This window comes from Effusibacillus sp. SKA8 (assembly GCF_058273125.1).
Map to the genome: position 1 here is coordinate 18,133 of NZ_JBZCSF010000016.1, position 23,347 is coordinate 41,479.

Annotated in this window: 24 protein-coding genes; 4 read left to right on the forward strand and 20 right to left on the reverse strand. The window is 53.4% G+C overall.

The annotated features are described in order from the left end of the window. Nucleotides 1-7 precede the first annotated feature (7 nt). The 4 genes from tilS to spoIIE form a co-directional block, all read right to left on the reverse strand. On the reverse strand, nucleotides 8-1,594 hold the full coding sequence (gene tilS, locus AC4ED1_RS12665) for a tRNA lysidine(34) synthetase TilS (RefSeq protein ID WP_490939150.1): 1,587 nt from the start codon (nucleotides 1,592-1,594) through the stop codon (nucleotides 8-10). Between the two features lie 5 nt (nucleotides 1,595-1,599). Continuing rightward, on the reverse strand, nucleotides 1,600-2,607 hold the full coding sequence (locus AC4ED1_RS12670; protein WP_490939152.1) for a protein kinase domain-containing protein: 1,008 nt from the start codon (nucleotides 2,605-2,607) through the stop codon (nucleotides 1,600-1,602). Further along, nucleotides 2,579-3,292, reverse strand: coding sequence for a hypothetical protein (locus tag AC4ED1_RS12675; protein WP_490939154.1), 714 nt, complete (start codon nucleotides 3,290-3,292; stop codon nucleotides 2,579-2,581). Before AC4ED1_RS12675 ends, AC4ED1_RS12670 begins: the two co-directional genes overlap by 29 nt. Nucleotides 3,293-3,358: 66 nt before the next feature. Then, entirely contained in the window at nucleotides 3,359-5,902 is a 2,544-nt protein-coding gene (spoIIE, locus tag AC4ED1_RS12680; RefSeq protein ID WP_490939156.1) for a stage II sporulation protein E, read from the reverse strand. A gap of 312 nt (nucleotides 5,903-6,214) precedes the next feature. Between spoIIE and AC4ED1_RS12685 the strand changes: the two genes are divergently transcribed. From AC4ED1_RS12685 to AC4ED1_RS12700, 4 genes are all read left to right on the forward strand, one after another. Continuing rightward, nucleotides 6,215-6,703 (forward strand): deoxycytidylate deaminase, encoded by a 489-nt coding sequence (locus AC4ED1_RS12685; RefSeq protein WP_490939158.1) that lies wholly within the window; start codon nucleotides 6,215-6,217, stop codon nucleotides 6,701-6,703. Beyond that, nucleotides 6,703-7,017: a MazG-like family protein gene (locus AC4ED1_RS12690; RefSeq protein ID WP_490939160.1), complete on the forward strand. Its 315-nt coding sequence runs from the start codon at nucleotides 6,703-6,705 to the stop codon at nucleotides 7,015-7,017. The genes AC4ED1_RS12685 and AC4ED1_RS12690 overlap by 1 nt, the downstream gene beginning before the upstream one ends. 90 nt (nucleotides 7,018-7,107) lie before the next feature. Continuing rightward, a complete protein-coding gene (gene cmpA, locus AC4ED1_RS12695; RefSeq protein WP_490939162.1) occupies nucleotides 7,108-7,224 on the forward strand; it encodes a cortex morphogenetic protein CmpA in 117 nt (38 codons plus the stop codon). A 95-nt stretch (nucleotides 7,225-7,319) separates the two neighbouring features. Then, nucleotides 7,320-7,502, forward strand: coding sequence for a hypothetical protein (locus tag AC4ED1_RS12700; protein ID WP_490939164.1), 183 nt, complete (start codon nucleotides 7,320-7,322; stop codon nucleotides 7,500-7,502). Between the two features lie 288 nt (nucleotides 7,503-7,790). Here AC4ED1_RS12700 and AC4ED1_RS12705 read toward each other — a convergent pair whose 3' ends face one another. The 16 genes from AC4ED1_RS12705 to glmU all read right to left on the reverse strand — a co-directional run bounded on the left by AC4ED1_RS12705 (nucleotide 7,791) and on the right by glmU (nucleotide 23,253). Next, nucleotides 7,791-8,231 (reverse strand): S1 domain-containing RNA-binding protein, encoded by a 441-nt coding sequence (locus AC4ED1_RS12705; RefSeq protein WP_490939166.1) that lies wholly within the window; start codon nucleotides 8,229-8,231, stop codon nucleotides 7,791-7,793. An 81-nt stretch (nucleotides 8,232-8,312) separates the two neighbouring features. After that, on the reverse strand, nucleotides 8,313-8,684 hold the full coding sequence (locus tag AC4ED1_RS12710) for an FtsB family cell division protein (RefSeq protein WP_490939168.1): 372 nt from the start codon (nucleotides 8,682-8,684) through the stop codon (nucleotides 8,313-8,315). A gap of 14 nt (nucleotides 8,685-8,698) precedes the next feature. Continuing rightward, nucleotides 8,699-9,388, reverse strand: coding sequence for a spore cortex biosynthesis protein YabQ (gene yabQ / locus AC4ED1_RS12715; protein WP_490939170.1), 690 nt, complete (start codon nucleotides 9,386-9,388; stop codon nucleotides 8,699-8,701). 38 nt (nucleotides 9,389-9,426) lie between these two features. Next, nucleotides 9,427-9,729: a sporulation protein YabP gene (gene yabP, locus AC4ED1_RS12720; protein WP_490939172.1), complete on the reverse strand. Its 303-nt coding sequence runs from the start codon at nucleotides 9,727-9,729 to the stop codon at nucleotides 9,427-9,429. Nucleotides 9,730-9,824: 95 nt separating this feature from the next. Then, entirely contained in the window at nucleotides 9,825-10,118 is a 294-nt protein-coding gene (locus tag AC4ED1_RS12725) for an RNA-binding S4 domain-containing protein (protein ID WP_490939174.1), read from the reverse strand. A 1-nt stretch (nucleotide 10,119) separates the two neighbouring features. After that, complete coding sequence (locus AC4ED1_RS12730) at nucleotides 10,120-10,395, reverse strand: HU family DNA-binding protein (RefSeq protein WP_490939176.1); 276 nt, start codon at nucleotides 10,393-10,395, stop codon at nucleotides 10,120-10,122. A 113-nt stretch (nucleotides 10,396-10,508) separates the two neighbouring features. Continuing rightward, entirely contained in the window at nucleotides 10,509-11,969 is a 1,461-nt protein-coding gene (yabN, locus tag AC4ED1_RS12735) for a bifunctional methyltransferase/pyrophosphohydrolase YabN (protein WP_490939178.1), read from the reverse strand. Nucleotides 11,970-11,981: 12 nt separating this feature from the next. After that, nucleotides 11,982-13,604 carry a putative polysaccharide biosynthesis protein gene (locus AC4ED1_RS12740; protein WP_490939179.1) on the reverse strand — a complete coding sequence of 541 codons (1,623 nt, stop codon included), beginning with the start codon at nucleotides 13,602-13,604 and terminating at the stop codon, nucleotides 11,982-11,984. 204 nt (nucleotides 13,605-13,808) lie between these two features. Beyond that, nucleotides 13,809-14,351: a stage V sporulation protein T gene (gene spoVT, locus AC4ED1_RS12745; RefSeq protein ID WP_490939181.1), complete on the reverse strand. Its 543-nt coding sequence runs from the start codon at nucleotides 14,349-14,351 to the stop codon at nucleotides 13,809-13,811. Nucleotides 14,352-14,584: 233 nt separating this feature from the next. Then, nucleotides 14,585-18,112, reverse strand: a complete 3,528-nt coding sequence (gene mfd / locus AC4ED1_RS12750; protein ID WP_490939183.1) for a transcription-repair coupling factor — start codon at nucleotides 18,110-18,112, stop codon at nucleotides 14,585-14,587. 138 nt (nucleotides 18,113-18,250) lie between these two features. Beyond that, entirely contained in the window at nucleotides 18,251-18,484 is a 234-nt protein-coding gene (locus tag AC4ED1_RS12755; RefSeq protein WP_490939185.1) for an anti-sigma-F factor Fin, read from the reverse strand. Nucleotides 18,485-18,603: 119 nt separating this feature from the next. Next, the gene (pth, locus tag AC4ED1_RS12760; RefSeq protein WP_490939187.1) at nucleotides 18,604-19,161 is read right to left on the reverse strand and encodes an aminoacyl-tRNA hydrolase; all 558 of its coding nucleotides are present in this window, start codon (nucleotides 19,159-19,161) and stop codon (nucleotides 18,604-18,606) included. 121 nt (nucleotides 19,162-19,282) lie between these two features. Continuing rightward, nucleotides 19,283-19,930 carry a sigma-70 family RNA polymerase sigma factor gene (locus AC4ED1_RS12765; protein WP_490939189.1) on the reverse strand — a complete coding sequence of 216 codons (648 nt, stop codon included), beginning with the start codon at nucleotides 19,928-19,930 and terminating at the stop codon, nucleotides 19,283-19,285. Between the two features lie 240 nt (nucleotides 19,931-20,170). Beyond that, complete coding sequence (locus AC4ED1_RS12770; protein ID WP_490939191.1) at nucleotides 20,171-20,824, reverse strand: 50S ribosomal protein L25; 654 nt, start codon at nucleotides 20,822-20,824, stop codon at nucleotides 20,171-20,173. 82 nt (nucleotides 20,825-20,906) lie between these two features. Continuing rightward, the gene (locus AC4ED1_RS12775) at nucleotides 20,907-21,851 is read right to left on the reverse strand and encodes a ribose-phosphate diphosphokinase (protein ID WP_490939193.1); all 945 of its coding nucleotides are present in this window, start codon (nucleotides 21,849-21,851) and stop codon (nucleotides 20,907-20,909) included. Between the two features lie 10 nt (nucleotides 21,852-21,861). Continuing rightward, complete coding sequence (glmU, locus tag AC4ED1_RS12780; protein WP_490939195.1) at nucleotides 21,862-23,253, reverse strand: bifunctional UDP-N-acetylglucosamine diphosphorylase/glucosamine-1-phosphate N-acetyltransferase GlmU; 1,392 nt, start codon at nucleotides 23,251-23,253, stop codon at nucleotides 21,862-21,864. Between the last annotated feature and the right edge of the window lie 94 nt (nucleotides 23,254-23,347).

Consider the following 23,347-nt stretch of genomic DNA (forward strand, 5'->3'; position numbering starts at 1 on the left):
TGGCGTTTCATGTCACCGGTGAACTTTGCATATTCACTCTAACACGCAGGGTTTGCCGAGTTTGCGGATGGACAATCGCCACATTGCCACGGCGGACTCCGGTCACCCAGACAATTTCGTCCCCGAGCGTCCACAACGGCCATGAATCCCTCTGTTCCCTTGGTACACGCGCTTCCATGAAAACTTCTTTGATTTTTTTTGTGCCCGCCATCCCAAAAGGGCGCATGGTGTCTCCGCAACGCCGGGTCCGTATCTGAAAAATCCGCCCCCGTACGGCTTCGTAATCAAAAACAGCCTCCCACGGATCGGCAGGAAGCACGGCTCCTTCCAACAATTCAAACGACCCCCGCAAATTCAATTCGGGAACTTCAAAAAACTGAAACTTGCCATGTGATTCCTGAAACCATTGTGGAACCGGCAGCGTTGCTTGGAGCGTGTCCGCCGGGACGGCCAATTCCGGTTGCTTACCGATATGTAACAATTCGTATTGCCGCCAAGCCCGGATTCCCCCTGGCAGGCAAATCCGGGCCGAGGGCATGGAGTGGCCCGCCAATTTCAAAACCTGTTCAATATGCTTGGCTTCCCACTCTTTGGTATGTCCGCACAGATAATATAATATTAGTGTAATTACTCGACGTTGTAAAGCAAGCGGCGCATCCAGGACAAGGCCGACTTTGAGGGTCACGACCCGACCGGATTTTTCGGTAACGGCTTGTTCCAGCAACCGCGCCGTCTGTTCGGCCAGGTACTCGTCTTCTGCCGACGCAAGTTTTCCCAACTGCACCAGCGCTTTTTTCACATTTTTATTGTATTCGGATTGGAGCAGCGGCAACAGCTGTAATCGTATCTTATTACGGAAATAATCGGTTGATGCATTGGACGAATCGGTTCGGTACCGAATTTGCGCTTTCGCGCAATATTCCTCGATTTCGTCGCGCCAGACACCGAGCAAAGGACGTACAATTTCCAGTTCACCAAGCGGTCTTCGCAAAGGGATGCCTGCCAAACCGGATACGGAGGTTCCACGCAGAATTCGCATCAAAACGGTTTCCGCCTGGTCATCCGCATGGTGTGCCAGCGCCAATTTGGCGGTTCCAATGGTCCGTGCGACCGCCTGAAAAAATTCGTACCGCAAATCCCTGGCCGCCACCTGGATGGAAACCTTTTTTTGCCTGGCAAAGCTTTTGACGTCCGGCTGCCCCAAATGGAACGGAACCCGCAGTTCGCCGCAAAGCTGTCTGACGAATTCGGCGTCCGTCCGAGACTCCCCCCCGCGCAGCCCGTGCTCCACATGCGCAACATGCAGCTCCCAGCCTTGTTCGCCGCTCAATTCATGAAGGACCGACAGCAAAGCCACCGAATCCGCGCCACCCGAAACCCCCACCAGAATTCGTTCCCCTTTTTCAAAGAGACGTCCTTCTTTAATCGTCTGTCTCACTTTGTGCAGCACGCCGCTTCCTCCTGTCCATCCGAACCAAAGCGCCCGCCAATCCGGCCCTGCGGCGACAGCTCCCGACATAAAGAAAACCTGGCATCCGCCAAGTCCTTGCCGCAGGTGAATGCCTTCGTTGCACTTGTAAACCGGTAGATTCATATTTCCTATTTTACCATAAGCAAACGCAAAATCACCGACATAAAAAGAACCGCCGACGCGACCACCGTCCAGTGGCTCCAATCCCAGTCCCGGGAGAGGCACCGCTCAACTGTTCGATAAAATCGGCCGGCCCGCTCGCGAAAATTTTTCGTTTTGTCCGGAGTATGTACCGGAATGCGCAGGTTCGTGACGGCACGGTGCATTTCAAACGCATTCCGAAAGCCTCCCTGCCAGGCTTTTTCCAGCAGGGGCAGCCAGCCGCGGGTCGACGGTTTTTGCGATAACAGATGCCGGATCCTCGCGTATCCTTGTCTTCCGGCGGCAATTTTTCGCGTATCCGGCAAGAGCAGTTGAACGATCAGCATCGCCAAGGCAAACAGGTCATAGCCGCTGTCGGCCCGGCGGGAACCCCCGTGCCAGTACGCGCGATCGTACCATTCCGTAAACTGCCGAATCCCTTCCCCGAACCGGGTGGCACCGCCGAAATCGACCGGACGGACCTGTCCGGTCATTGGATCTACCAGCACATTCTCCGCTTTCAGATCGCCAAACGCATACCCGGCGTCATGCAACTGCTGCAGGAACTCCAACAACTGCAGCGCGATGCGGCGCACCGCTGCTCCCCCTTTTTCCTGCACATACCGGCTGGCCGGAATCCCCGCGATATACTCCATCGCGTAGAAAAAAACGGTCTGTCCGTTTTCCGCCATCGCATCGTCCAAATCTGAAACAAAAGGCCCGAGGGGCCCCCGGACCGAATTGGCGGTGTTCTGTCGAATTTGCCGTTGAAGCTGTTGAAGAAGCCGGTATTCAAGCGCGATTCCGGTCGGATCGGACGAGATTTTCAACGCGTACTTCCGCCCGTTTTCCGCAGCGAGATACACCTTGCCGTTGGCGCCGGCACCCAGCGGGCGGATGATTTGATACAAACGTCCGTTCCAGCGCCCTTTTACAATTTGGCCAACCTGCGGGGACGTTCCCGGATCATACGACGTAGCTGCGAACGTCGCCATTGAAGGTCTCCTTCCCGCCGGCCAGCAAGTCAATGGCCTGCAGCAGCGCAGGCCCCGTCGGCGTGCCGCCCGCTGCGGACAACTCGCCGCTTAAAGCCGTAAGACCCGGTTTTTCGCAAAAGTGCGATACAAGCTCCGTTACTTTTCCGGCAGCCGGATAGGTCATCACCGCCACTTTATGCTTTCCTTTTCTTGCATCCAAGCCGATTTCCAAATCGCGAATCGCTTCCCGGACTTGCGGCAGTTTATCCTTCATGCTCGCCGAAACGTCGACCAGCAACACAAGCTGCAGTTCCGCCTCTTCTCCGGCGCGGTCCATCATGTGGGCGATTTCCATCCGCTTGTCCGGGGACAGCTCCGTCATCTCCCGGCCGATAATCGACTGCAGTTCCCTGTTCACGACCTGCTGAACGGTCAACTGCGCGGTATGGCGGGTCATCATCTGCATGGTTTGCGCCAACTGTTTCATTTCGACAATCCGGCTCATGCCGCCGCCGGCTTCCGCGATTTCCCGCACTTCCCGCTCACCGTTCCCGCCAAGCGTCCCCCCGTCCACGATCCCCACCACATTGACCGCAATCCCCCGTTCACGCGCCATTTCCGCCGCATGCACGGGACTGCCGCCGATATTGGAACATCCGTCGGTGATCAACAAAATTTGCTTCAACTTCACTTGTTCCCACATAGTCCCACTCCTCGCAACGAATATCTGCTTACTAACTAGTATGTCCGAGGAGATAGACTCTTAAACTTATGAGAGAAAAGCTTCTTCTCCGCCCCCCTGCACCGGCACAGCAGTACCCCCTTTTTTCCGTCTGAGCCGTTTCATGCCCGGCAGCTTGATGGTCGCCCACTCCGGATGATATTTTTCCACCTTCGCCACCAACACGGTCATGTCGTCAACAATTTTGCCATGGTTGACGCGGACCGCCAGTTCGACCAGCATATCCGCAATCGCCTGCGGCTCGGTCGAATCGAATCTTGCAATTTGCTTCTTAAACCAATCCTCCTTGTCAAACACATGTTTCGGAGCGTCATACACCCCGTCGGACATCAGGATCAAAAGATCGCCTTCCTGCAGGTCCGCTTCCACCGTCTGGATGTCGATGTCCTGCAGAATTCCGATCGGAACGTTTTCGCCGTGAATCGAGATGACTTCCCGGCCCCGTTTGACAAATGACGGGACGGAGCCGATTTTCAAAAATTCGGTCCGCGCGTTGAACTGATCAATCAGTGCCAGATCCAGCGTTGTGAAGATCTCGTCTTGCGAGCGCAGCAGCAGCACCGAATTCACCGTTTTAACCGCGAGTTGTTCGCCAAAACCGGCTTTCAGCAACTGCTGCAGCAACCGGATCGCGGCGCTCGATTCCTGCATCGCCCGTTCCCCGTTGCCCATTCCGTCGGACACCGCAACGGCGAATTTTCCATTCCCCACGTCGAGCGTGGCAAACGAGTCCCCGCTCAGAATCTTGCCGTCTTTGGCGGCCGATGTGACAGCCGTTTCCACATGATAAACTTTTGCGGAACGAAATACGGCGATCACACAGCCGTCCCCGTTTGCGCTTTTTTCCGCCACCGTGATATTCTCGCCCACGATCTCCGACAATAACGGAGCGATCAGTTTCTCGCATTCGTTCATATCGACGGTGGCCGTCTGCGTCACTTCGATTTCGACTTTTCCTTCTTCCAACGAGAGAATATCCACAGATCGGATGGACAGCCCCAATTGCTCCAAAGCCGCCACAATGTGCTCTTCATGATCGGCCGACAGATAGTTTTCTTTTTGCAGTTCCTCCGTCAGCTCTCCCATGATGGCTGATACGCCCTGCAGTTGCGCGGCTATCAAATCCCTGCTTTCCTGCAGTCTCGATTGCCACATCATGTCTCTTTTAATGGAATCCGCCGCTTGGTGCAAAACGGGCAGCGCCTGTTCAAGGCGGACGCATCTTTTTCGCAGTTCGGCCGGTACATTTTCTTTCGCGGCGACTCCCTGTTCGTCGATGATTTCAACCGTGTCCCGAAACGCATGATAGGTTTGGTAAAAATCTTTTTCCCAACACTGCTCCCGTTTGAAACATGTCGAACATACTTGCTTTGCGACGAAATCCACCGTCGCGTTCAATGCTTCGTCCTCCCTGCGTTGACCGGTTGCCGTCAGCTGCGAAAACGACCGCCCCAACTCCTGGAACACATTTGAAACTTCGCGAATCCGCCCCGCCATCAGGTCCCGGACCCGGCGTGCGTAATCCTGTTGCGACAAGTAGTGTTGATGAGTTCCCGGAACATAACGGGACACTTGTTCAATCAAGTCCTTCGGTGTCAACAATAGCAGCGCAAAGGCCGCCAGCGTTTCCTCCAACGCGGTCAAAACCTGCGGGAGTTCCTGCACATAGACAGCCAAAATCGCCGTGCCGAGAATGAAGCCGAGACCCACGCCGATTTTTCTCGCGTCCCGCAAAAGCCCGCCCAGCAGTCCGGAGAAGGCCAGCATGCCGACTTGCGATACGGCGGCGAAACTGGACATCGCCAGAATGATTCCGGTCACAACCCCGACGCTTGTCCCGACTCCGGCCCCGCCAATCAATGCAAACAGCATAATCAGATACCTGCTGAAAATATTTTCAAAGGAGAGCGTCCCCAGTTGTACGCCCGACAATCCCGTCAGGACAGACGCCATCAAAATGATCAAACAGAAAATTTCTTCGTTCCGGAGTTCCTTAACCCCTCTTTGAAAGGTAAAAATCGGCAGCGACTGGATAAAAATCAGGGTCAGCACCATCGCCAGGAACCCTTCGACCAATCCCATCATCACCGAAAATCGCGACATGTCGTCGAAAGCCGCTGCCAATCCGATCTTGCCTCCCGCATCCACCAGAAAGACAACGAACGGGATCGCGTTCAGATTTAACGCTTTCCTTTTTGTCAACAGGCTGTGCACCCCTTTGTAAAGCGCCAGCATCGCCGCCAATGACAGGACGTGTCCGATGCCGTGCACCGTCGCCGCTCCCAGCAGCAACGCCACCATCACTTTGCCGGATGCGGCTTTTTTTAACCGCAGCATGACCGCATAAAGGGAAAGCGCAAAGGGTGAAATCTCCCCAAGAATTTCGGCGCGGCCGAGGAAAAACGCCATCATCGCCAAAACGGCGGAAGTTTTGGCAATCCCGTGTTTCTCCCACCATTTCTTGATGCTTGTCCACCGCTGACGCCCGTCCGTCCGTTCCTGAGCAACAGAAACAATTTCCTGTCCGACCGAAGCCCCCTGCAACGCAATCCACCAGACCTTTTTCCACACACCCGATTCCCCCCGCTCCTGAACTGAGTAGCCACATTATAGCAAGGCAACTCCACAAAGTTTGTCGGAACGCGCTGATACAGGCTCCCTTTTTTCCGACAAGAAACCCGCCCGCGTCAGACGTTTCCGTTGCATGAACCGGGGAATTTCGGCAGAAACCGGGAGATCACGACTGTCCGCACACCGGAGCGATCGGTTGCTGTTGCTGAACGAACACCGTCCGTGTCGAAAGGTTTTTTGCCAGTCGACAGAAAAACTGAAAATCGGTATCGTAGTAAGTAATAGATCTTAGTAAGTCAAGGAGCGAACGCGATGCGGCCCATCAAGTATTCGATTTATATGAACATCGCCGAAGAACTGGCGCGTGCATCCACCTGCCGGGTCCACGTCGGCTGTGTGGTGGCCGGTCAGGACGGCGTGATATACGGATTGGGATATAACGGATCTCTGCCGGGGCATCCGCACTGTGAGGACGTCGGGTGTGACTTCGACGAACACGGGCATTGCAAAGCGACTTTGCACGCGGAACGCAACGCGCTGCGCCGGGCGGGCGAGAAAGCCCGCAACGGGATTGCGTTTGTGACGCATTACCCCTGCCCGGATTGCGCAAAGGAACTGGTCGATTACGGAATCGCCGCCGTCATCTACCAAAACGACTACCGCCGCAGCCCGATCTCCGTTCGCATCTTTGAACGGGCCGGTTTGCAGGTGGTGTCTTTTGCAGGGAAGCGGGATCACGACTGGGCTTTGCTTGAGGAAAAAATCGGTTGGCGACCGCCGACACCGGGAGGCACGGTTTGATGACGACCTCGAACATGAAAACCATCACCCTTCCCCGCCTGAACCATCTCAGCCCCACCCTTGAATCGACCGCGCTCAAATTGATGGAAGAGGCGGGCGAATTGGCGCAGGCGATCGGGAAGTTCAGGAATTTGTCCGGCGAGAAGAACGTGATCACCGACCAGGTCATGGAAAAGATCGCGAGTGAACTCGCCGATACCGCCCAGACCTGCATCACCATGATGTACGTCCTGGAAGAAAAATACGGAGTCAACATTGACAAAGTGTTGGAAGAACATATCGTAAAATTAAGAAAAAAAGGCTACTGCGATTAGGCGGTTTCAATTCGCGCGCCAATTTGGCACATTTCCCCCCTCCGCTGCGTATACTAGAGCACCAGCCCAGTGTTTGAGGAGGGGAATGACATGCCGAGTTGGCTCAGAAACCAACTGCAGCGGGCCTATCGGGAACGCGACAAACATTCGGTGATCATGCTGAACCGGGTATTTTATAAATACAGAAAAAATGTGAATGCTATGTGAACTTGACGTAAAATCTTTGACAGGGGGCAGCCTGGAGTCTATAATGGAATCGATTCGTTTATTGTGGAAACCCTGTAAACTGAGGTGAACGTTTCATGACACTGCATCCCATTTTTACCGCAATCGTGTTGATTATTTTCGGTCTTATGGCAGCACCCCCGATGCTTTCGTTGGCTCGTGAACGCCGTTTCTTTCTTGCCGGACTCATGTTTCTCACATTCGTAACTTTCATTGCGGCAGGCATTATCGCGTCAACCGTTCCGCCCGGAGAAGCATAAGGATCGAAGAAGCATAAGGCATCGTAAAAAAAAGCCTCCCGCTCGGGAAGCTTTTTTGTTTCAACGGGCCTTGCCTTTTCTTTTACTCGCAATCATCCACCACAGCGGATACACCAACAGCAGAAGAACCCCTATACCCATTCCAATGTACGACCAAATCAGCGAATTCATGTGAGCTCCGCCTCCTTGCAAAATCTTGTTTTATAGTTTGCCAAGGAAAGCGGCAATTCATGCGATAATAAAAAAGCATTCCCTTATGGAATGCCGGAACACGATGTTACGCTGCCATTACCCGCGGCGACCGCCGCGTCCTCCCCGCTTGCTTTCGCTGCGTTTCAGAGCCAGCAATCTGTCTTCGCTCTCTTTCAAGAATTTGGCCATCTTGTCTTCGAAGGATTTTTGAGATGCGCGTGATCGGTCACGATAACCGCGGTCGCCAAAATTTCTGCCTTCCGAGCGTTCCCCGCGCTGCGCGACACCCTGATCGGCCGGCTTGTCGATGGCCTGCCGGATCGACAAGCCGATTTTGCCGTCCTTATCCACATGTAACACTTTAACCGTGACAGTATCGTTCACCTTAAGGTGTTCGTTAATATCCTTCACATAAGAATCCGCGATCTCCGAGATGTGCACGAGCCCAGTGACACCCCCCGGTAGCAGCACAAACGCCCCAAAATGAGTAATGCCCGTTACTTTGCCCTCAAGTTTGCTGCCTAATTCGATCGACATGAAAAAAAAGATCCCCCTTAATTTTGAAAACCATTTACCAATTGAAATTATATGCGACCGCCGGAAAAAGTGTCAAGCAGGCTATTCTCCGGGCCGATACTTAATCTCGCCTTGTTTTGTCATGTTATAGTATTTGCGGGCAAGGCGGGCGATATAAGAGTCATCTTGCAAATTGTTCAATTCCGTTGTCAACTGTTGTTCCTTTTGACGGAGATCGGCCAACTGCTGTTCGAGCTGCCGCTCCTCCTTGTCCAAACGAACCTTGTTGGGCATCAGCACAAAAAGAAACGTGTACAACGCCCATACGGAAAATAGGAGTAAAAACAGCACCCGCAGATTCAGCTTTCGCTTCGGGCGTGTCGAACGGTCGGGCTCCGGAGCGGAATGCCCCTGCCCCGGCACCACATATACGATCTTAGACTTGGTTGCTTTTGCATACCGAGACTTTTTCATCCGTTATCACCTGGCTAGGGCCTGGGACCGTGATCATCCCTGTTGAATAACCAATTCGTCAGTCTCGACCAAAATCCTTTTCCATTATGCAAAACGCTTTGAATCCATTTCACCCCCGGTTTCACCCTCTTGTCAAGCCATTGCAGGACCGGTCTCAGATACGGCTCCAGCGGCTTTACAACCGGCCGTACAGCAAATGCCGACAATTTCAACACCAATCGTCCCAACCAGACCACAAACCTTTTCAAGGGAGAAACCGGCCACAGGACGATCCGCTCCACCGTACGCAACAACCGGCCCACGGCGTGCAGCAGCCCGAGCAGCGCCTTCCACAATTGTTTCAAAGGTGCCACCACCAGCACCAGAAACGCCCGGTACACCGTCAACCCAATGTAGCCAATTCCCAAAATGATTCCGACTGTGCTGCCGACAACCGCCCGCCGCAAAAAAATCCGGTAGACGACATACCCCATCAGCATGACCACAAACACGTACACCCGCAAATCACCGTGGTTGGCCCACATGAGACACCCAAACACGACGATCATCGCCAGGATCCAAAAGGCAAAATCGAAAATCGGACTCGCCCAGCGCAGAAATCGCCAATGCCGCAGGACAACCCGGTACATATCGTACACGGCACCCAAAACGATACCGTTCATGCTCATCGCCAACAGGGTCATGTACTGCGCCTCAAGCGTCACATCGGTATGCCCCTTTCCCGATCAGTCCCGGACCGCTTCTACTTGAACAGCTTGCCGAAAAATCCTTTGGCCTTTTCCGAAGGCGACAGTTTTTCGTCAAAATACCCCAGATCAAATACGGTGCCTTCAATCGCAACCACACCGTTTTCCAGGCTCAACGTTTTGATATGAAGATTTTCGCCGCGGATCACCAACAGCCCATAAGCGGTTTGCAGCACAAATTCGTGAGCGTCGAAACTCTCGACATTGAGCACCCCGCTTACCTGTACCGCCTGCCGGTTAAAAAGCGTCACCTCATGCCGGTCATACTGGCTTTTATGAGAACGCATTTTTTCATCCATCACGACCCCTCCACATCACAAAAAATAGCGAGGCTTGCGACTCTTCCGTTCGCTTGTCTCGCTACCACTTTATGCGGAGATGGGACAAGAAAGAACTATTCCCCGTCATCCTCATCATCCCATTTTGGGTCTCCTTCGCTTCTTTTTTCCGACACTACCGTGTACAGTGTGGCCGCCTGATCTTTCGACGCGTGTTCCACAACGGCATTGACTTTGACTTCCACAATCTTTGTGCCGAACGTGATCGTCAAAAGGTCCCCCGCTTTAACCTCCGAAGATGCTTTTGAGGGGCGCCCGTTGATTCGGATGCGCCCCTGGTCGCAGACTTCTTTCGCCAAAGTTCTCCGCTTGATTAAGCGCGACACTTTGAGAAATTTGTCCAGTCTCATTTTACTTCTTGGTCATTTCCTTGAGCTTCGCGCCCGGTTTGAAGGCGGGAACTTTGGTTGCAGGAATCTTGATCACTGCGCCGGTTTGCGGGTTACGGCCATTGCGCGCCGCACGCTTGCGGGTTTCAAAGGTGCCAAAGCCGATCAGCTGCACTTTGTCCCCCTTTTTGAGAGCTTGTCCGATTGCGTCAAGAAGTGCGTTCACCGCCGCTTCCGCGTCTTTCTTTTTCAAGCCCGTCTTTTGTGCCACTTTGGCAATAAGTTCTACCTTGTTCATCAAAAAATCTCCTTTCCAAGCAAGGATTATTGTGATTTTGCGCATACCTATCCTGCATATTCGTGCGGTCGGATAGAAAATCCTGCAAACATCCGCTAAATATTTCTTAAGTCCTATTTTTTTTCGACTTTTTTCGCCTCGTTCCACCATCGGTCCATTTCTTCCAGGCTGCTGTCCGCAAAGGTTTTTCCTTGTTCCGCCAGCTTTTGTTCGATGTAACCGAATCTTCGGCGGAATTTGACATTCGTTTTTGCCAACGCTTCTTCCGGGTCCACCTTTAAATAGCGTGCCAAATTGACCAAGACAAAAAGCACATCTCCCAATTCTTCGGCCTTGTCTTCCGTTGTCCGCAATTCCTCCAGCTCTTCCTTTAATTTGTCGATGACGCCTTCGATGTCCGGCCACTCGAATCCGACTTCCGCCGCCTTTTTCTGCAGCTTGTAAGCGACCGCCATCGCGGGCAGACCGCTTGGTATCGAATCGAGGAAGGAAGCGTGCTCGGGAACGCCTTTGTCGCTTTTTTCCCGCCGCTTGATCTCTTCCCAGTTGGCGAGGGCCGCTTCCGCGTTTTCCGCATCTTTGCCGCCGAACACATGCGGGTGCCTGCGGATCAGCTTATCGTTGAGCGCCTGAATCGCATCATAGATGGTAAACGTGCCTTCTTCCGCGGCAATTTGCGAATGCAGCGCAACTTGCAGCAACAGATCGCCCAGTTCCTCACTCAACGCGTCAGGGTCGTCCAAATCGATCGCTTCCGCCACTTCGTACGCCTCTTCGATGACGTGCTTGCGAAGCGACTGATGGGTCTGTTCGCGGTCCCAGGGGCAACCGTCCGGCGAGCGCAGAATGCGGACAAGCTCCACCAGCTTCGAAAATTGGCGGTGAACAACCCGCTCCTCGTCTGTAGCCGACAGGTGCAAAGTGGTCAGATGATCGATCCACTCCAAACGGTCCAACTCATAAAGCGGAACCTGTTCGACCCGCTCTTCCCCCGCAACTCCCACCGCCCGGGCGACAGTCACCGGATAATCGTCCGGATAGATTTCCATCAGAGTCAGTTTCACTTCTCCCGCGACTTCCCGGTTATATACCTGAACGACAAGGGTATGTACCGACGGATTCAAGGTTTTCGCCTGCAGATCGGTGCCGTCGACCACCAGCAACCCCTCCGTCGGATCCACCCCGATCCGCAGCAGGAATTCGTCCAAAAAAGAATGGCCGGGTCCCAATTCAATATCCACGCCGGCCGCAGCCGCTTTTTCCAATGCGATGCGGACGGTTCGCTCCGCCACACCCGGATGCCCCGGCACCGCATAAACGATTTCGCCGCGCGCTTTCGCTTCCCGAAACAGCTTGTCCACAATCTCCTGATACAAGGATTCGAAATCCTCCGCCCGTTCGTAAAGTTCGTCGAAGGACTCGAACCGGATTCCCTTGCGCTCAAGGTCTTTCACGACCGGATGGCGTTCCGTCCGTAAGAACACCTTTTTTCCCGCCTGCAAGATTTGATATGTGCCAAGCGGCAGACCTGTCCACGCCCCGGGGCCAAGTCCCACGATATGAATGCAACACATTGTCAACCCCCCTCATCGTACCAGTCCGATTCTTGCCAGCAAATGGGCCAATTGAGGCCCGATCCGCGGCACGGAACGAATATCCTGCTTTGTTAAACTGCCCGATGCCAGCAAAGCCAATCCATACACAACCCCGGCGACCGCAATGGCCGTCAGGGTCAAACCGGCAAACGCCAGGCGCTCCGGCGCAAAACGATCCAAAAAGTAGGGCAGCGCCTCCCGGACCGTCGCGTAACAGGCGACCCCCATCAAAAACACGGCAACCAACGGCCGCCAGAACAGCCGCCGCAGATCGAACACCACTCCGCTCAGGCGGCGAATGTCCCGCAGGTTCAACAAGGTCGAGACCAAAAACGACACTACGGTGGACAAAGCGGCGCCTTCAATGCCCCAGGCCGGAACCAGCAACAAGTTCAAAACGAATTTGCAAACCCCACCGGCAAACAAATTGCGAACTGGCAGGTACACGTACCCCATCCCCTGCAAAATCGCGGAAGTCGTCAATTGTACGGAAGAAAACAGAGTCGCCAGCGAGATCGACATAATCGCCGTCGTGCCGGACGCATCTTTAAACAACGTAATGTCAATCGGTTTCGCCAACAAGAGCAGACCGACGGATGCCGGAAGGGCAATCAAAACCGTCATCCGCATCGCCAATTCCATCCGGTGATAGGCGGTGCTCCTATCCTTGACGGCCAGCGCGGAAGCGACCGCCGGCATCAGCGCCGCACCAATCGCGGTTGCAATCGTAGCCGGCAGCATCATCAACTTAAATGCGCGGCCGGACAATAACCCGAACAACTCCGTGGCGTGTTCCTGACTGTAACCCGCTTTTTTCAGGAGATTGACGACGGTAACGACATCGACGTTGTTCATCAACGGCACGACCAGAGCGCCTAATGAAACCGGAATCGCGTAATAAAACAATTTTTTAACGACGATCCGGTTTTGCTCGGCCGACACCCGGTTGGGCATTCGGACGTCATGCCTGAACAGTTGCCGTTGCTTCCAGACGTATCCCAACAACAAAACAAACGAGGCACAAGCCCCGGTCACCGCTCCAAACGCCGCTCCCGCCGCCGCCCAAGCCTCGCCGTACCCCCATTTTAAAAGCAGCCACGAGGCTGCAATGATGGTTGCCACGCGGACGAACTGCTCCACCACCTGCGACACCGCAGTCGGCTCCATTTGCTGCCAACCTTGAAAATACCCGCGAATCGCCGCCATCACCGGCACCACCAGCAGGGCAGGCGCAATCGCCCGAATCGCATGGACCGCCTCCGGATCGCCGGAAATCTCGGCGAACCAACCGGCCCCCATCCACAACAGCAAGAAACAGGCAATGCCCGATACCAGCAGCAGGACGCCGGCTATCCGAAACACCTTTTTCGCACCCCGGTAATCGCCAATGGCGATGTGCTCGGCCACAAACTTTGACACGGCAACCGGAAATCCCGCCGTCGACAGAATCAATAGGGTGGAATAGATCGGATAGGCCATCTGGTACAGTCCCAAACCGCGATCCCCGATAATATTTTGCAGGAATATCGTATACGCTGATCCCATGATCTTCGACAGGATTCCGGCAACTGCCAGCACGAATGCCCCGTGCAGAAACACGTTCCGTTCCGGCATTCCGTCACACCTCTCCCACATAAGCATTATAGCAAAAACAAGCCGTCCAAAGAACATCCAGACTTGCCTATCCTACTTTATGCGGAGTGTCCCCCAAAAATCCCGCTTCCGCAGATCTTTGTCATGCAGTCGGATCGGAGCGACAACGACAAAAAATGGAGAGCGCATGGAGCGCTCTCGTAACAACGAATATAAAAGCTGCTTCTACTGTTCCATCTGTTTCGCCAGGAATCCGGCGGCCGTTTCGGCCAGCTTGCTTTCGAGTTCTCCCATTTTTACGTTTTCGTCCCGCGCCAGGATGATAACCGTTCCAATCGGATCTCCTTGTGCAATGATCGGTGCTATCACATGGGAAGCGGAGCGTTCGGAGCGTTCTTTCAGAATCCACATCTCGCCCGGCGCAGAAGCCACGATTGTTTTGCGCTCTTCCATCGCTCTTTCAACATCGGCTCCGATCGGCTTGTCCATAAATTCCTTCTTTGATGTGCCGGCCACAGCAATCACAACATCACGGTCGGTAATCAGAGTGATATGTCCCAGGCTTTCATACAAAGAATCCGCATATTCCTTTGCAAAATCACCCAATTCGCCGATCGGGGAGTATTTCTTCAGAATCACTTCCCCATCCCGATCGACAAAAATCTCGAGAGGATCCCCTTCACGAATGCGAAGCGTACGACGAATCTCTTTCGGAATAACGACGCGACCCAAATCATCAATTCTTCGAACAATGCCAGTAGCTTTCATGGGATGATGTTCGACCTCTCTTTCGTGATGTAAATACTGTATGCGAGATGGGAATCATCACTTGCTTCTGCTCTGTTGCCATTATTTTGTCCGACTGCCCGCATAATTACATTGGAATATATTGGACTCCCCGCCTCGTTGCCATGGCACTTGAATTTTTTGAGGGAAAGTGGATTTAGTATCTACCTGTTGTGCCGGAATATGCACACAAAAAATGCCCGAATCCGGGCAAATTACACTTTCTGCAACTCCGCTTGATTTTTCAATACCCCTTTGTATGCCGCCATGAATTTTTCCAGCATCGCCAGCACTTCGGTCTCCTTTAAACCTTTCACCCGCAAAGTGATTGTAATGTGCGCCCCGGCCGTCAATTTTACACGGTCGGGAAACTGTTGGGTTAACGCAAACAATTTTTCGCCATATATGTGCGTGTTCTGCCGTTCGGACAGCTTCATCACAATATCGTGACCTTCCTGCACGATCGACGTAAAATCGTAAAGAACGGCATAGGCCTTGATGCGGGTAACCGCCAGCAAATTCCGAACCGCTTGCGGGATATCGCCAAACCGGTCCTCGATCTCCTCTTCCAGCTCCTCAACGTCGGACAACGTCCGCGCCGCCACAAACTTTTTGTAAATTTCGATCTTTTGCATCTCGTCCGCGATGTATGCAGCCGGGATATACGCATCCACAGCCAGCTCCACCTGCGGCTCCGGCACCGTCTCTTTTTTCTCGCCTTTCAGCTCTTGAACCGCCTGGGAAAGCATGTCGGAATACAGGTCGAACCCGACGGAGGCGATAAACCCGTGCTGTTCGGCGCCAAGCAGATTGCCGGCTCCACGAATCGCCAGATCCCGCATGGCGATCTTAAACCCGGAACCCAGTTCTGTGAACTCCTTAATCGCTTGTAAGCGCTTTTCCGCGACCTCGGTCAACACCTTGTCTCTTTGATAGGTGAAATACGCATACGCGATGCGGTTGGAACGTCCGACCCGGCCGCGAAGCTGGTACAACTGGGAAAGCCCCATATGATCCGCGTCGTACACGATCAGGGTGTTGACATTCGGGATGTCGATTCCCGTTTCGATAATCGTGGTCGAAACCAAAACATCCGCTTCCCCTTCCAAAAAATCGAGCATCACGCGTTCCAGTTCTTCTTCCGCCATTTGCCCGTGGCCGACAAGCACTTTTGCATCGGGGACGAGTGCCCGGATCCGGTCCGCCATATTTTCAATGTCTTTCACCTGATTGTAAAGAAAATACACTTGGCCGCCGCGTCCCAATTCTCGTTCGATCGCTTCCCTGACCAAAATGTCATTGTACTCGACAACGTACGTTTGTACGGGAAAGCGGTTTTCGGGCGGCGTCTCGATCACCGACAAATCGCGTATCCCCAGCATCGACATGTGCAGGGTCCGCGGAATCGGCGTTGCGGTCAACGTCAGACAGTCGATGTTGCTTTTCAACTGTTTGATCTTTTCTTTATGGGTGACGCCAAACCGTTGCTCCTCGTCGATCACCAGCAGCCCGAGATCCCTAAACTTGATGTTTTTGTTCAAAAGGCGGTGCGTGCCGATCACAATGTCCACCGTGCCGTCTGCGAGTCCTTTGATGACTTCTTTCATCTGGGCTTGCGTGCGGAACCGGGAAACCACTTCAACTTTAACGGGAAAACCCGCGCACCGCTCTTTAAACGTCTCATAGTGCTGTTGAGCGAGAATCGTGGTGGGGACGAGCACGGCGACTTGCTTACCGTCCATAACCGCTTTAAAAGCGGCACGAATCGCCACTTCCGTTTTTCCGTACCCGACGTCCCCGCACAGCAGCCGATCCATCGGCCGCGGCTGCTCCATGTCTTGCTTGATCTCCTGGATCGCCCGCATTTGATCCGGCGTCTCCTCGTAGGGAAACATCGCTTCAAATTCCCGCTGCCAATGGGTGTCCGGGCTGAACGCATGCCCCGGCGCCGCCTGCCTCGCCGCATACAGTTTGATCAAATCCTCCGCGATGTCTTTCACCGAATTTTGAACCTTGGATTTGACCCGCGCCCATTCGGTTCCGCCCAGGGAGTACAGTTTCGGTTCTTTGTCTTCCGCCCCGACATATTTCTGAACCAGGTCGATCTGGTCGACCGGGACGTACAATTTATCCTTCCCTTTGTATTTAATATGAAGATAGTCTTTATGATTGCCTTCGATGACCAGCGTTTCAATGCCGAGATATTGCCCGATCCCGTGGTTGACATGCACCACGTAATCGCCGACCTTTAAGTCCTGGTAGCTTTTCAGCTTCTGCGCATCCGACAGGCTTTTAAACTTTTTCGCCTTGCGTTTGTTCGTAAAAACTTCGTTTTCCGTTACCACCGCCAGCTTGAACGATACCAGTTCAAACCCGTTGGCGAGGTTCCCCTGCAAAATGACCGGTTGTTTGCCAAGGCCCTCGAGAGTCGAGGCGCGGTCCGCCCGTATGCCGTAATCGTCCAGCACCCGTTGCAGCCGTTCAGCCCGTTCCGGATTGGCCGAAAGGAATATCACCCGTACCCCCGATTTGCGCCAGCGTTCCAGTTCCCCTTTTAAAACGGGCATTTGACCGTGAAAATTTTGCCCCGCCCTTGCCGACACGTTAATCAACCGCTGCAACGCAACACCAGGTATCCCGCGCGGAAACAAAGACAGGAAAAGCCGCCTCCACGTTTTGTCGCTAAATAAGGCGGCGCGATCGATTTGCGGCACGATTCCCGGCAGGATCTCCCCATGCTCAAGCGCGGCAGCTTCCCATTCCGCCTGTTCTTTTTCAATCAGTTGGATCGCTTCCCGCAACCGCGTCGGTTCGTCGAAGACCAGAATCGTATGGGGGGGCAAATAGTCAAGCAAATTGCCGGACGACGGATCAAGCAGATGCGAGTATCGGATCAGACCGGGGAAAAAGATCCCTTCCCGCATCTGTTCAATCTCCCGCCCAATATGTTGATCCAACCTTTCCCGGAGAGCGGAATCTTTGATTTTTTTCTTATGGGCTTCAAGCCGTTCATACAATTCATCCGCCAACACCTGGAGTTGTTCGCGCTTTGCGAGAATCTCCCGGATCGGCCAAAGCGTCACGCTGTCCAGTTTTTCCGTCGAGCGCTGGGTGGTGGGATCAAATGCGCGTATCGAATCGACTTCGATATCGAACAGTTCGATCCGGACGCCCGACTCCATCGTTAGCGGAAAGATGTCGACAATGCCGCCGCGAACGGAAAATTCCCCTTTCGACTCGACCATTTCAACCCGTTCGTATCCCAAATATACCAACCGGTCAATCAAATCTTCCAGACGAATTTCATCGCCCGGTTTCAAATGCAAGGCTGCAGCCGTGAATTTTTGTTTGGAGGGCAAGGATTGATGCACCGCGGCGACAGGAGCGATCACAACCGACGCCTTGCCGTTTGCCAGCGCTTCAAGTACACCGAGCCTCGCCGCAGCCTGTTCCGGTGAATACGCGAGTATGTCCAGATAGGACAGCTCGCGGTCGGGAAATAGATAAACTTCCTCGCCGGAAAGCAATTCTGTCAAATCTTCGTAGATTTGCTGAACCTGCTGCATACCGCTCGCGACAATTAACAGCGGGTGCCTGAGCGTCGCTCGCAACGCGGCTATATACAAGTGCCGCGCGGAACCGCTGATGCCGGCAATCCATTGCTCCGATAACTCGCCCGCAAACCCGTTCAACATCAAATGAAAATCCGGATCCGACCGGATCAAATCCACCAACGCGTGCAACGCAATACCTCCTCCACACGGCACAAAGAAAACTCGGCATGCGCCAAGCGCTTTCAAACATCGGCGTTTTATCCCCGCGCAAGTGCAAAAAAGCCTTAGCGCCGATGACCAAGGCCTCGCAAACTTGTACCGGACATATCATTGCAGCGGGTTATGAAGAAGCGCCAGTTCGGGATGCGCTTCGATCGCTTCCTGGCAATAATCGCAAATCGTTTTCACGTAGGCAACATCTTCGTTTAAATCATAGGATATTATATCGGCCTGTTCCTCCGCCGTCAAGGAAGTGAAACCAAGCTTCTCTTCATCCACCTGATTCCGGTTAAGTCTGCCCAAGTAAGTGTGGCAATACCTGCATACATATACCAGTTGCAAGAAAATTCCTCCTCCATAGCGCGACCCGGCAGTTTGTTTGCGCCTGCCGCGATGCGGCTTTCGTCCTTTGAGCGCGGGTCTTCTGGACTAGTATGGACGAGGAAGCCGTTTGCCATACTCTAATTATGCTTATTCATCGCTACCGTAAAATTCTCTTCCACAAAGGTATGTAAAGCGTCCGTTGCTTTTCCGATCGCCTCTTTCGCAAGCGGCCATTCGTCTTTTCGGAAAGGCGACAGCACATGATCGACGACAGTGATCCCGGGAGTCGGCCGGCCGATACCGATTTTGACCCGCAGGAACTCTTGTGTCCCTAAACAGGATATGATCGACTTGATGCCATTGTGTCCCCCGGAACTTCCCTTCACGCGCAGCCGGACCGAGCCCAGCGGGAGATCCATGTCATCATAGACGACCATCCACTCGTCCGCCGCCGGTTTGTACCAATCCAACACTTGACGTACCGCTTGTCCGCTGAGGTTCATGTAGGTCACCGGTTTGACCAGAACGACTTTTTCGCCTTTCACGACGCCTTCTCCGTACAAAGCCTGAAATTTGTTCTTGCGAATCTCGATTCCCAAGCCTGCGGACAGTTGATCCACCGCCATGAAACCCACGTTGTGCCGGGTGGCTTCATACTCTTTTCCGGGGTTTCCAAGGCCGACGATAATGCGCATAGACACCCTCCTTGACCGCCCTGACTTCTTCCTCTAGAGTAGCGTTCCCCCTCTGTTTACGCAACGATTTAAGCAACAAAAAAGCCTTCCGGCGGAAGGCGGGTTCTATTTGAAACGCCCGTCACATGGCGGCTTGCGAATTCAGAACTTCAAAAATTTCGTGCAAGTGTTCATTTTTGGCCAGTTTCCGGCGCACGCGGGTTAACGCGTTGTCAACCGCTTTCCGGCTTGGCAGTTTTAAGATATTCTGGATTTCCATATGGCTGCATTCTTCAAAATAGAACAAGACCAGGCAATTGTACTCCAACGGTGTCAGATTTTCATTTTTCAAAATATGGCGAATATTTTGCAGAGAGTCTTTGCGAAGCAAAATGTGGTACGTTGACTTGCTCGGTTTGTCGATAACGCCTTCGATATAGGAAGTGTCGCTAACCACCCCGTCTTCATTTACCGCGGAGCCGTCCAAGCGCATCGCCGTACGGTTCGGCACATTGGCTTGTCCATACAAGCGGCGAAGACGGGACTTTATATGGTTTTCCACTGTCAGTTTACAATAAGAGAAGAATGACATCTTTCCGGTTTCAAACGACTTGACCGCATTCCACACTTCAATGCATGCCCACTGAAACACTTCGTCCCGATCCGCCATCCAGGATGCGTAACGGTGGGCGATTCGCCGGCACATCGGTTCAACCCGTTTGAGTGTTTCCTGAAACGCATATTCACAAGTTTTTGCTTTTACCGCAAGTTCGTTTAAATCCAGGGACATTTTCATTCCTCCTTCCGCAAAAACTGACGAAATATGTCGCTTTCAAACCTATCTCTAATCTACATTGCGGAAACAATCGAGAAACAGGTACGAAACGCCCGGTTTTGACAAAATCCATAGAACTTTTGGAGTGTTTTTGGGGTAGGTCTAAGGACCTATTTTGCGGTAGAGAAAATAAAAAAAGCTCGCCCTCCATAAGGATCCCGCGAGCCTGCAAGCCAATTTTCCAATTGTTTTCAATTACTCGTGCGCTCCCGGCGCTGCATGAGCGCCAACGCCTTGTCCCTCCGTGTCATGTACCAGTTCCGGCTCTTTCGGTTCGGGTTCCGTGTCCGGCGATGCGTTCCTGGCAGCGATGACCGCAACCACAATATCCTCCGGCTCGGACTTCAACTGGCAAGTTGGCGGCACCGGCAGATCTTTCACCCGTAATTGGTCGCCGATTTGCATATGGGAAATATCCGCCAAAATATGTTCCGGAACGTCCGCTGGCAGGGTCCGGACCATCACTTCCCGCATCTGCTGCTGGATCACGGCGCCCCGTTTTTCCACTTCTTCCAGACCGCTTAGGTATACGGGCACTTCCACGTCAACCGGCTCGTCCAATGAAACGACATGAAAATCGATATGCAAAACCTTCTTATGGAGCGGCTCCCGGTCGATGTCATGAATCATCGCGTGATAGCGTCCCAGCCCTTCAATCTGCAGTTCAACCAATCCGTAACCGTTTTGGGCGGCGATTCGTTTGAACGATTCCGCATCGATGTAGATCGGAGTTGAAGCCACGGCCCGCCCGTAGATCACTGCGGGAACTCCTCCCTCCCGCCGGATCCGGTTGCGCTCCCCCTTGGTCAGTTTTCTTCGAAGACCACCACGAACTGCAAGTTGCTTCACTGCAATCCCTCCACCAAACAGCGTTGTCACTACGAGCACCTGTTATAGTAGATGCCCATTTTGGAGGGACTTCAAACCCTGCTCATTCAAACAGCAGGGATACCGACTCCTCGTTGTGAATCCGTAAAATCGCATCCGCAATCAACTTGGCGACAGACAGTGTGACGATTTTGGGAGAACGTTTCTCCTCGCTCAAAACGATGGAGTTTGTCACCACCACTTCTTTCAGGACGGAATCATTCAAGCGCTGTATCGCAGGCCCGGAAAAAACGGGATGTGTGCAGCAAGCGTAAACCTCGCGCGCACCCAGTTCAATCAGCGCTTTCGCGCCATGGGTAATGGTTCCGGCCGTGTCAATCATATCGTCGATCATGATCGCCGTTTTGCCGTCTATATTCCCGATGACGTTCATGACTTCGGCAACGTTGGGCTCCGGGCGGCGCTTGTCGATGATCGCGATCGGAGCTTCCAGCCGTTCCGCCATGCTGCGGGCACGGGTGACTCCTCCCATATCGGGAGAAACCACAACGACATCTTCCAGGTTCTTGCTCTTGAAGTATTCCGCCAAAATCGGTTCCGCATACAAATGATCCACCGGAATGTCGAAGAAACCTTGAATCTGGCCCGCATGCAGATCCATCGTCACCACGCGGGTCGCCCCCGCCGTTTCGATCAAATTCGCCACCAGTTTGGCAGTGATCGGATCCCGCGCCCTCGCTTTGCGGTCTTGGCGGGCATAGCCGTAATAAGGAATTACAACATTGATGCTGCCGGCGGATGCGCGTTTTAACGCATCGACCATGATCAGCAATTCCATCAGATGTTCGTTGGCGGGAGCGGAAGTCGGTTGAATCACGAACACATCGCAGCCGCGAACGCTTTCTTCCAGTTTGATCCGAACCTCACCGTCCGAGAAGCGGGTTACATGGGAAACTCCCAGTTCGATCCCGAGATGCTGTGCAATCTCTCTGGCGAGTTCAGGATTGGCATTGCAAGTGAACACTTTCAGTTTTTTGTCTTGATACACTTTTTACCCCTCACTTTTTCGGGCCGCGCTCGCGCAACCGGGCCTCTAATTTTGCCGTATACCCCTCTTTGGTCACTTGTCTCTCTCTGGCTATGGCCAAAGCTCCGTCCGGAACATTTTCGGTAATTGTCGAACCTGCCGCGACATACGCATGGTCGCCAACCGTAACGGGAGCCACCAAATTCGTGTTGCAACCGATAAAACTGTTGTTCCCCACAATCGTACGGTGTTTTGCAGTCCCGTCGTAATTGACGGTGATAGTGCCACAGCCGATGTTGGTTTGGCTGCCGACATCAGCGTCGCCGATATAGGACAGGTGAGGAATTTTGGTCCCTTCACCGATCGTTGCATTTTTGATTTCCACAAAATCCCCGATCCTCACCTTGTCCGCCACCTTCGAACCGGGCCGGACATAAGCGAACGGCCCGATATTCACTCCGGAACCGAATTTGGATTCCATCAGGACAGATTGTATGACAACGCTTTCATCGCCAATGACGCTGTCGTGAATCTGCGTGTAAGGCCCAATCCGGCAGCCCCTTCCGATTACCGTGGAACCGGTCAGAATCGTGCCGGGATAGACTACGGTGTCCGCGCCGATTTCAACATCGGCATCGATATAAGTCACGGCGGGATCCACCAGCGTCACGCCGTTTCGCATATGGCGCAGCCGGATTTTGTCCCGCAAAATCCCTTCCACCTGTGCCAATTGAACCCGGTCGTTAACGTTGAGAATTTCGTCCGAATCGGCCGCCGTATAAGCGGCGACGCGTTTCCCTTGACGGCGGAGTATGCCGAGGCAATCCGTCAGATAGTATTCCCCTTGCGCGTTTTCGTTTGTGATCGATTCCAGCGCGTCCAACAGCGACTCCGTGTCAAAACAATAAGTGCCCGAGTTGATTTCCCGAACCGCTTTCTCTTCAGGCGAAGCGTCTTTTTCTTCCACGATCCGCAACACGGACCCGTCTTTCCCGCGAATGATGCGGCCGTACCCGAAGGGGTTATCGACAATTCCGGTAAGCACCGTCGCCGCCGCTCCTTGCTGCCGATGCAGTTCGATCAATTTTATAAAAGTGTCGGAGGTGATCAAGGGAGTATCCCCGTTGCAAACCAACGTGATTCCGGTTTGTCCGTGCAAGAGCGGGGCGACTTGCATCACCGCGTGCCCGGTACCGAGTTGCTCCCGTTGCCAGACAAATTCAACCTCATCCCCAAGGGCCGCCTGCACCTGTTCGCCCAAACTGCCAATCACGACAATCCGGCGGGATATTCCCGCTGATCGCTGGGCGTCAAGCAAGTGGCGAACCATCGGCTTGCCGCATACCGGATGAAGAACTTTATGCCGTCCGGACTTCATACGGGTACCCAAGCCAGCCGCCAGGACAATGGCGTTAATTGACATGTTGCGCAATTCCTCCGTCCTTCTCCGTCTTAAATCCATCCCTCATTGTAACCCAATAAAAAACATCCCGCAAGAAATGATCCTGCGGGATACT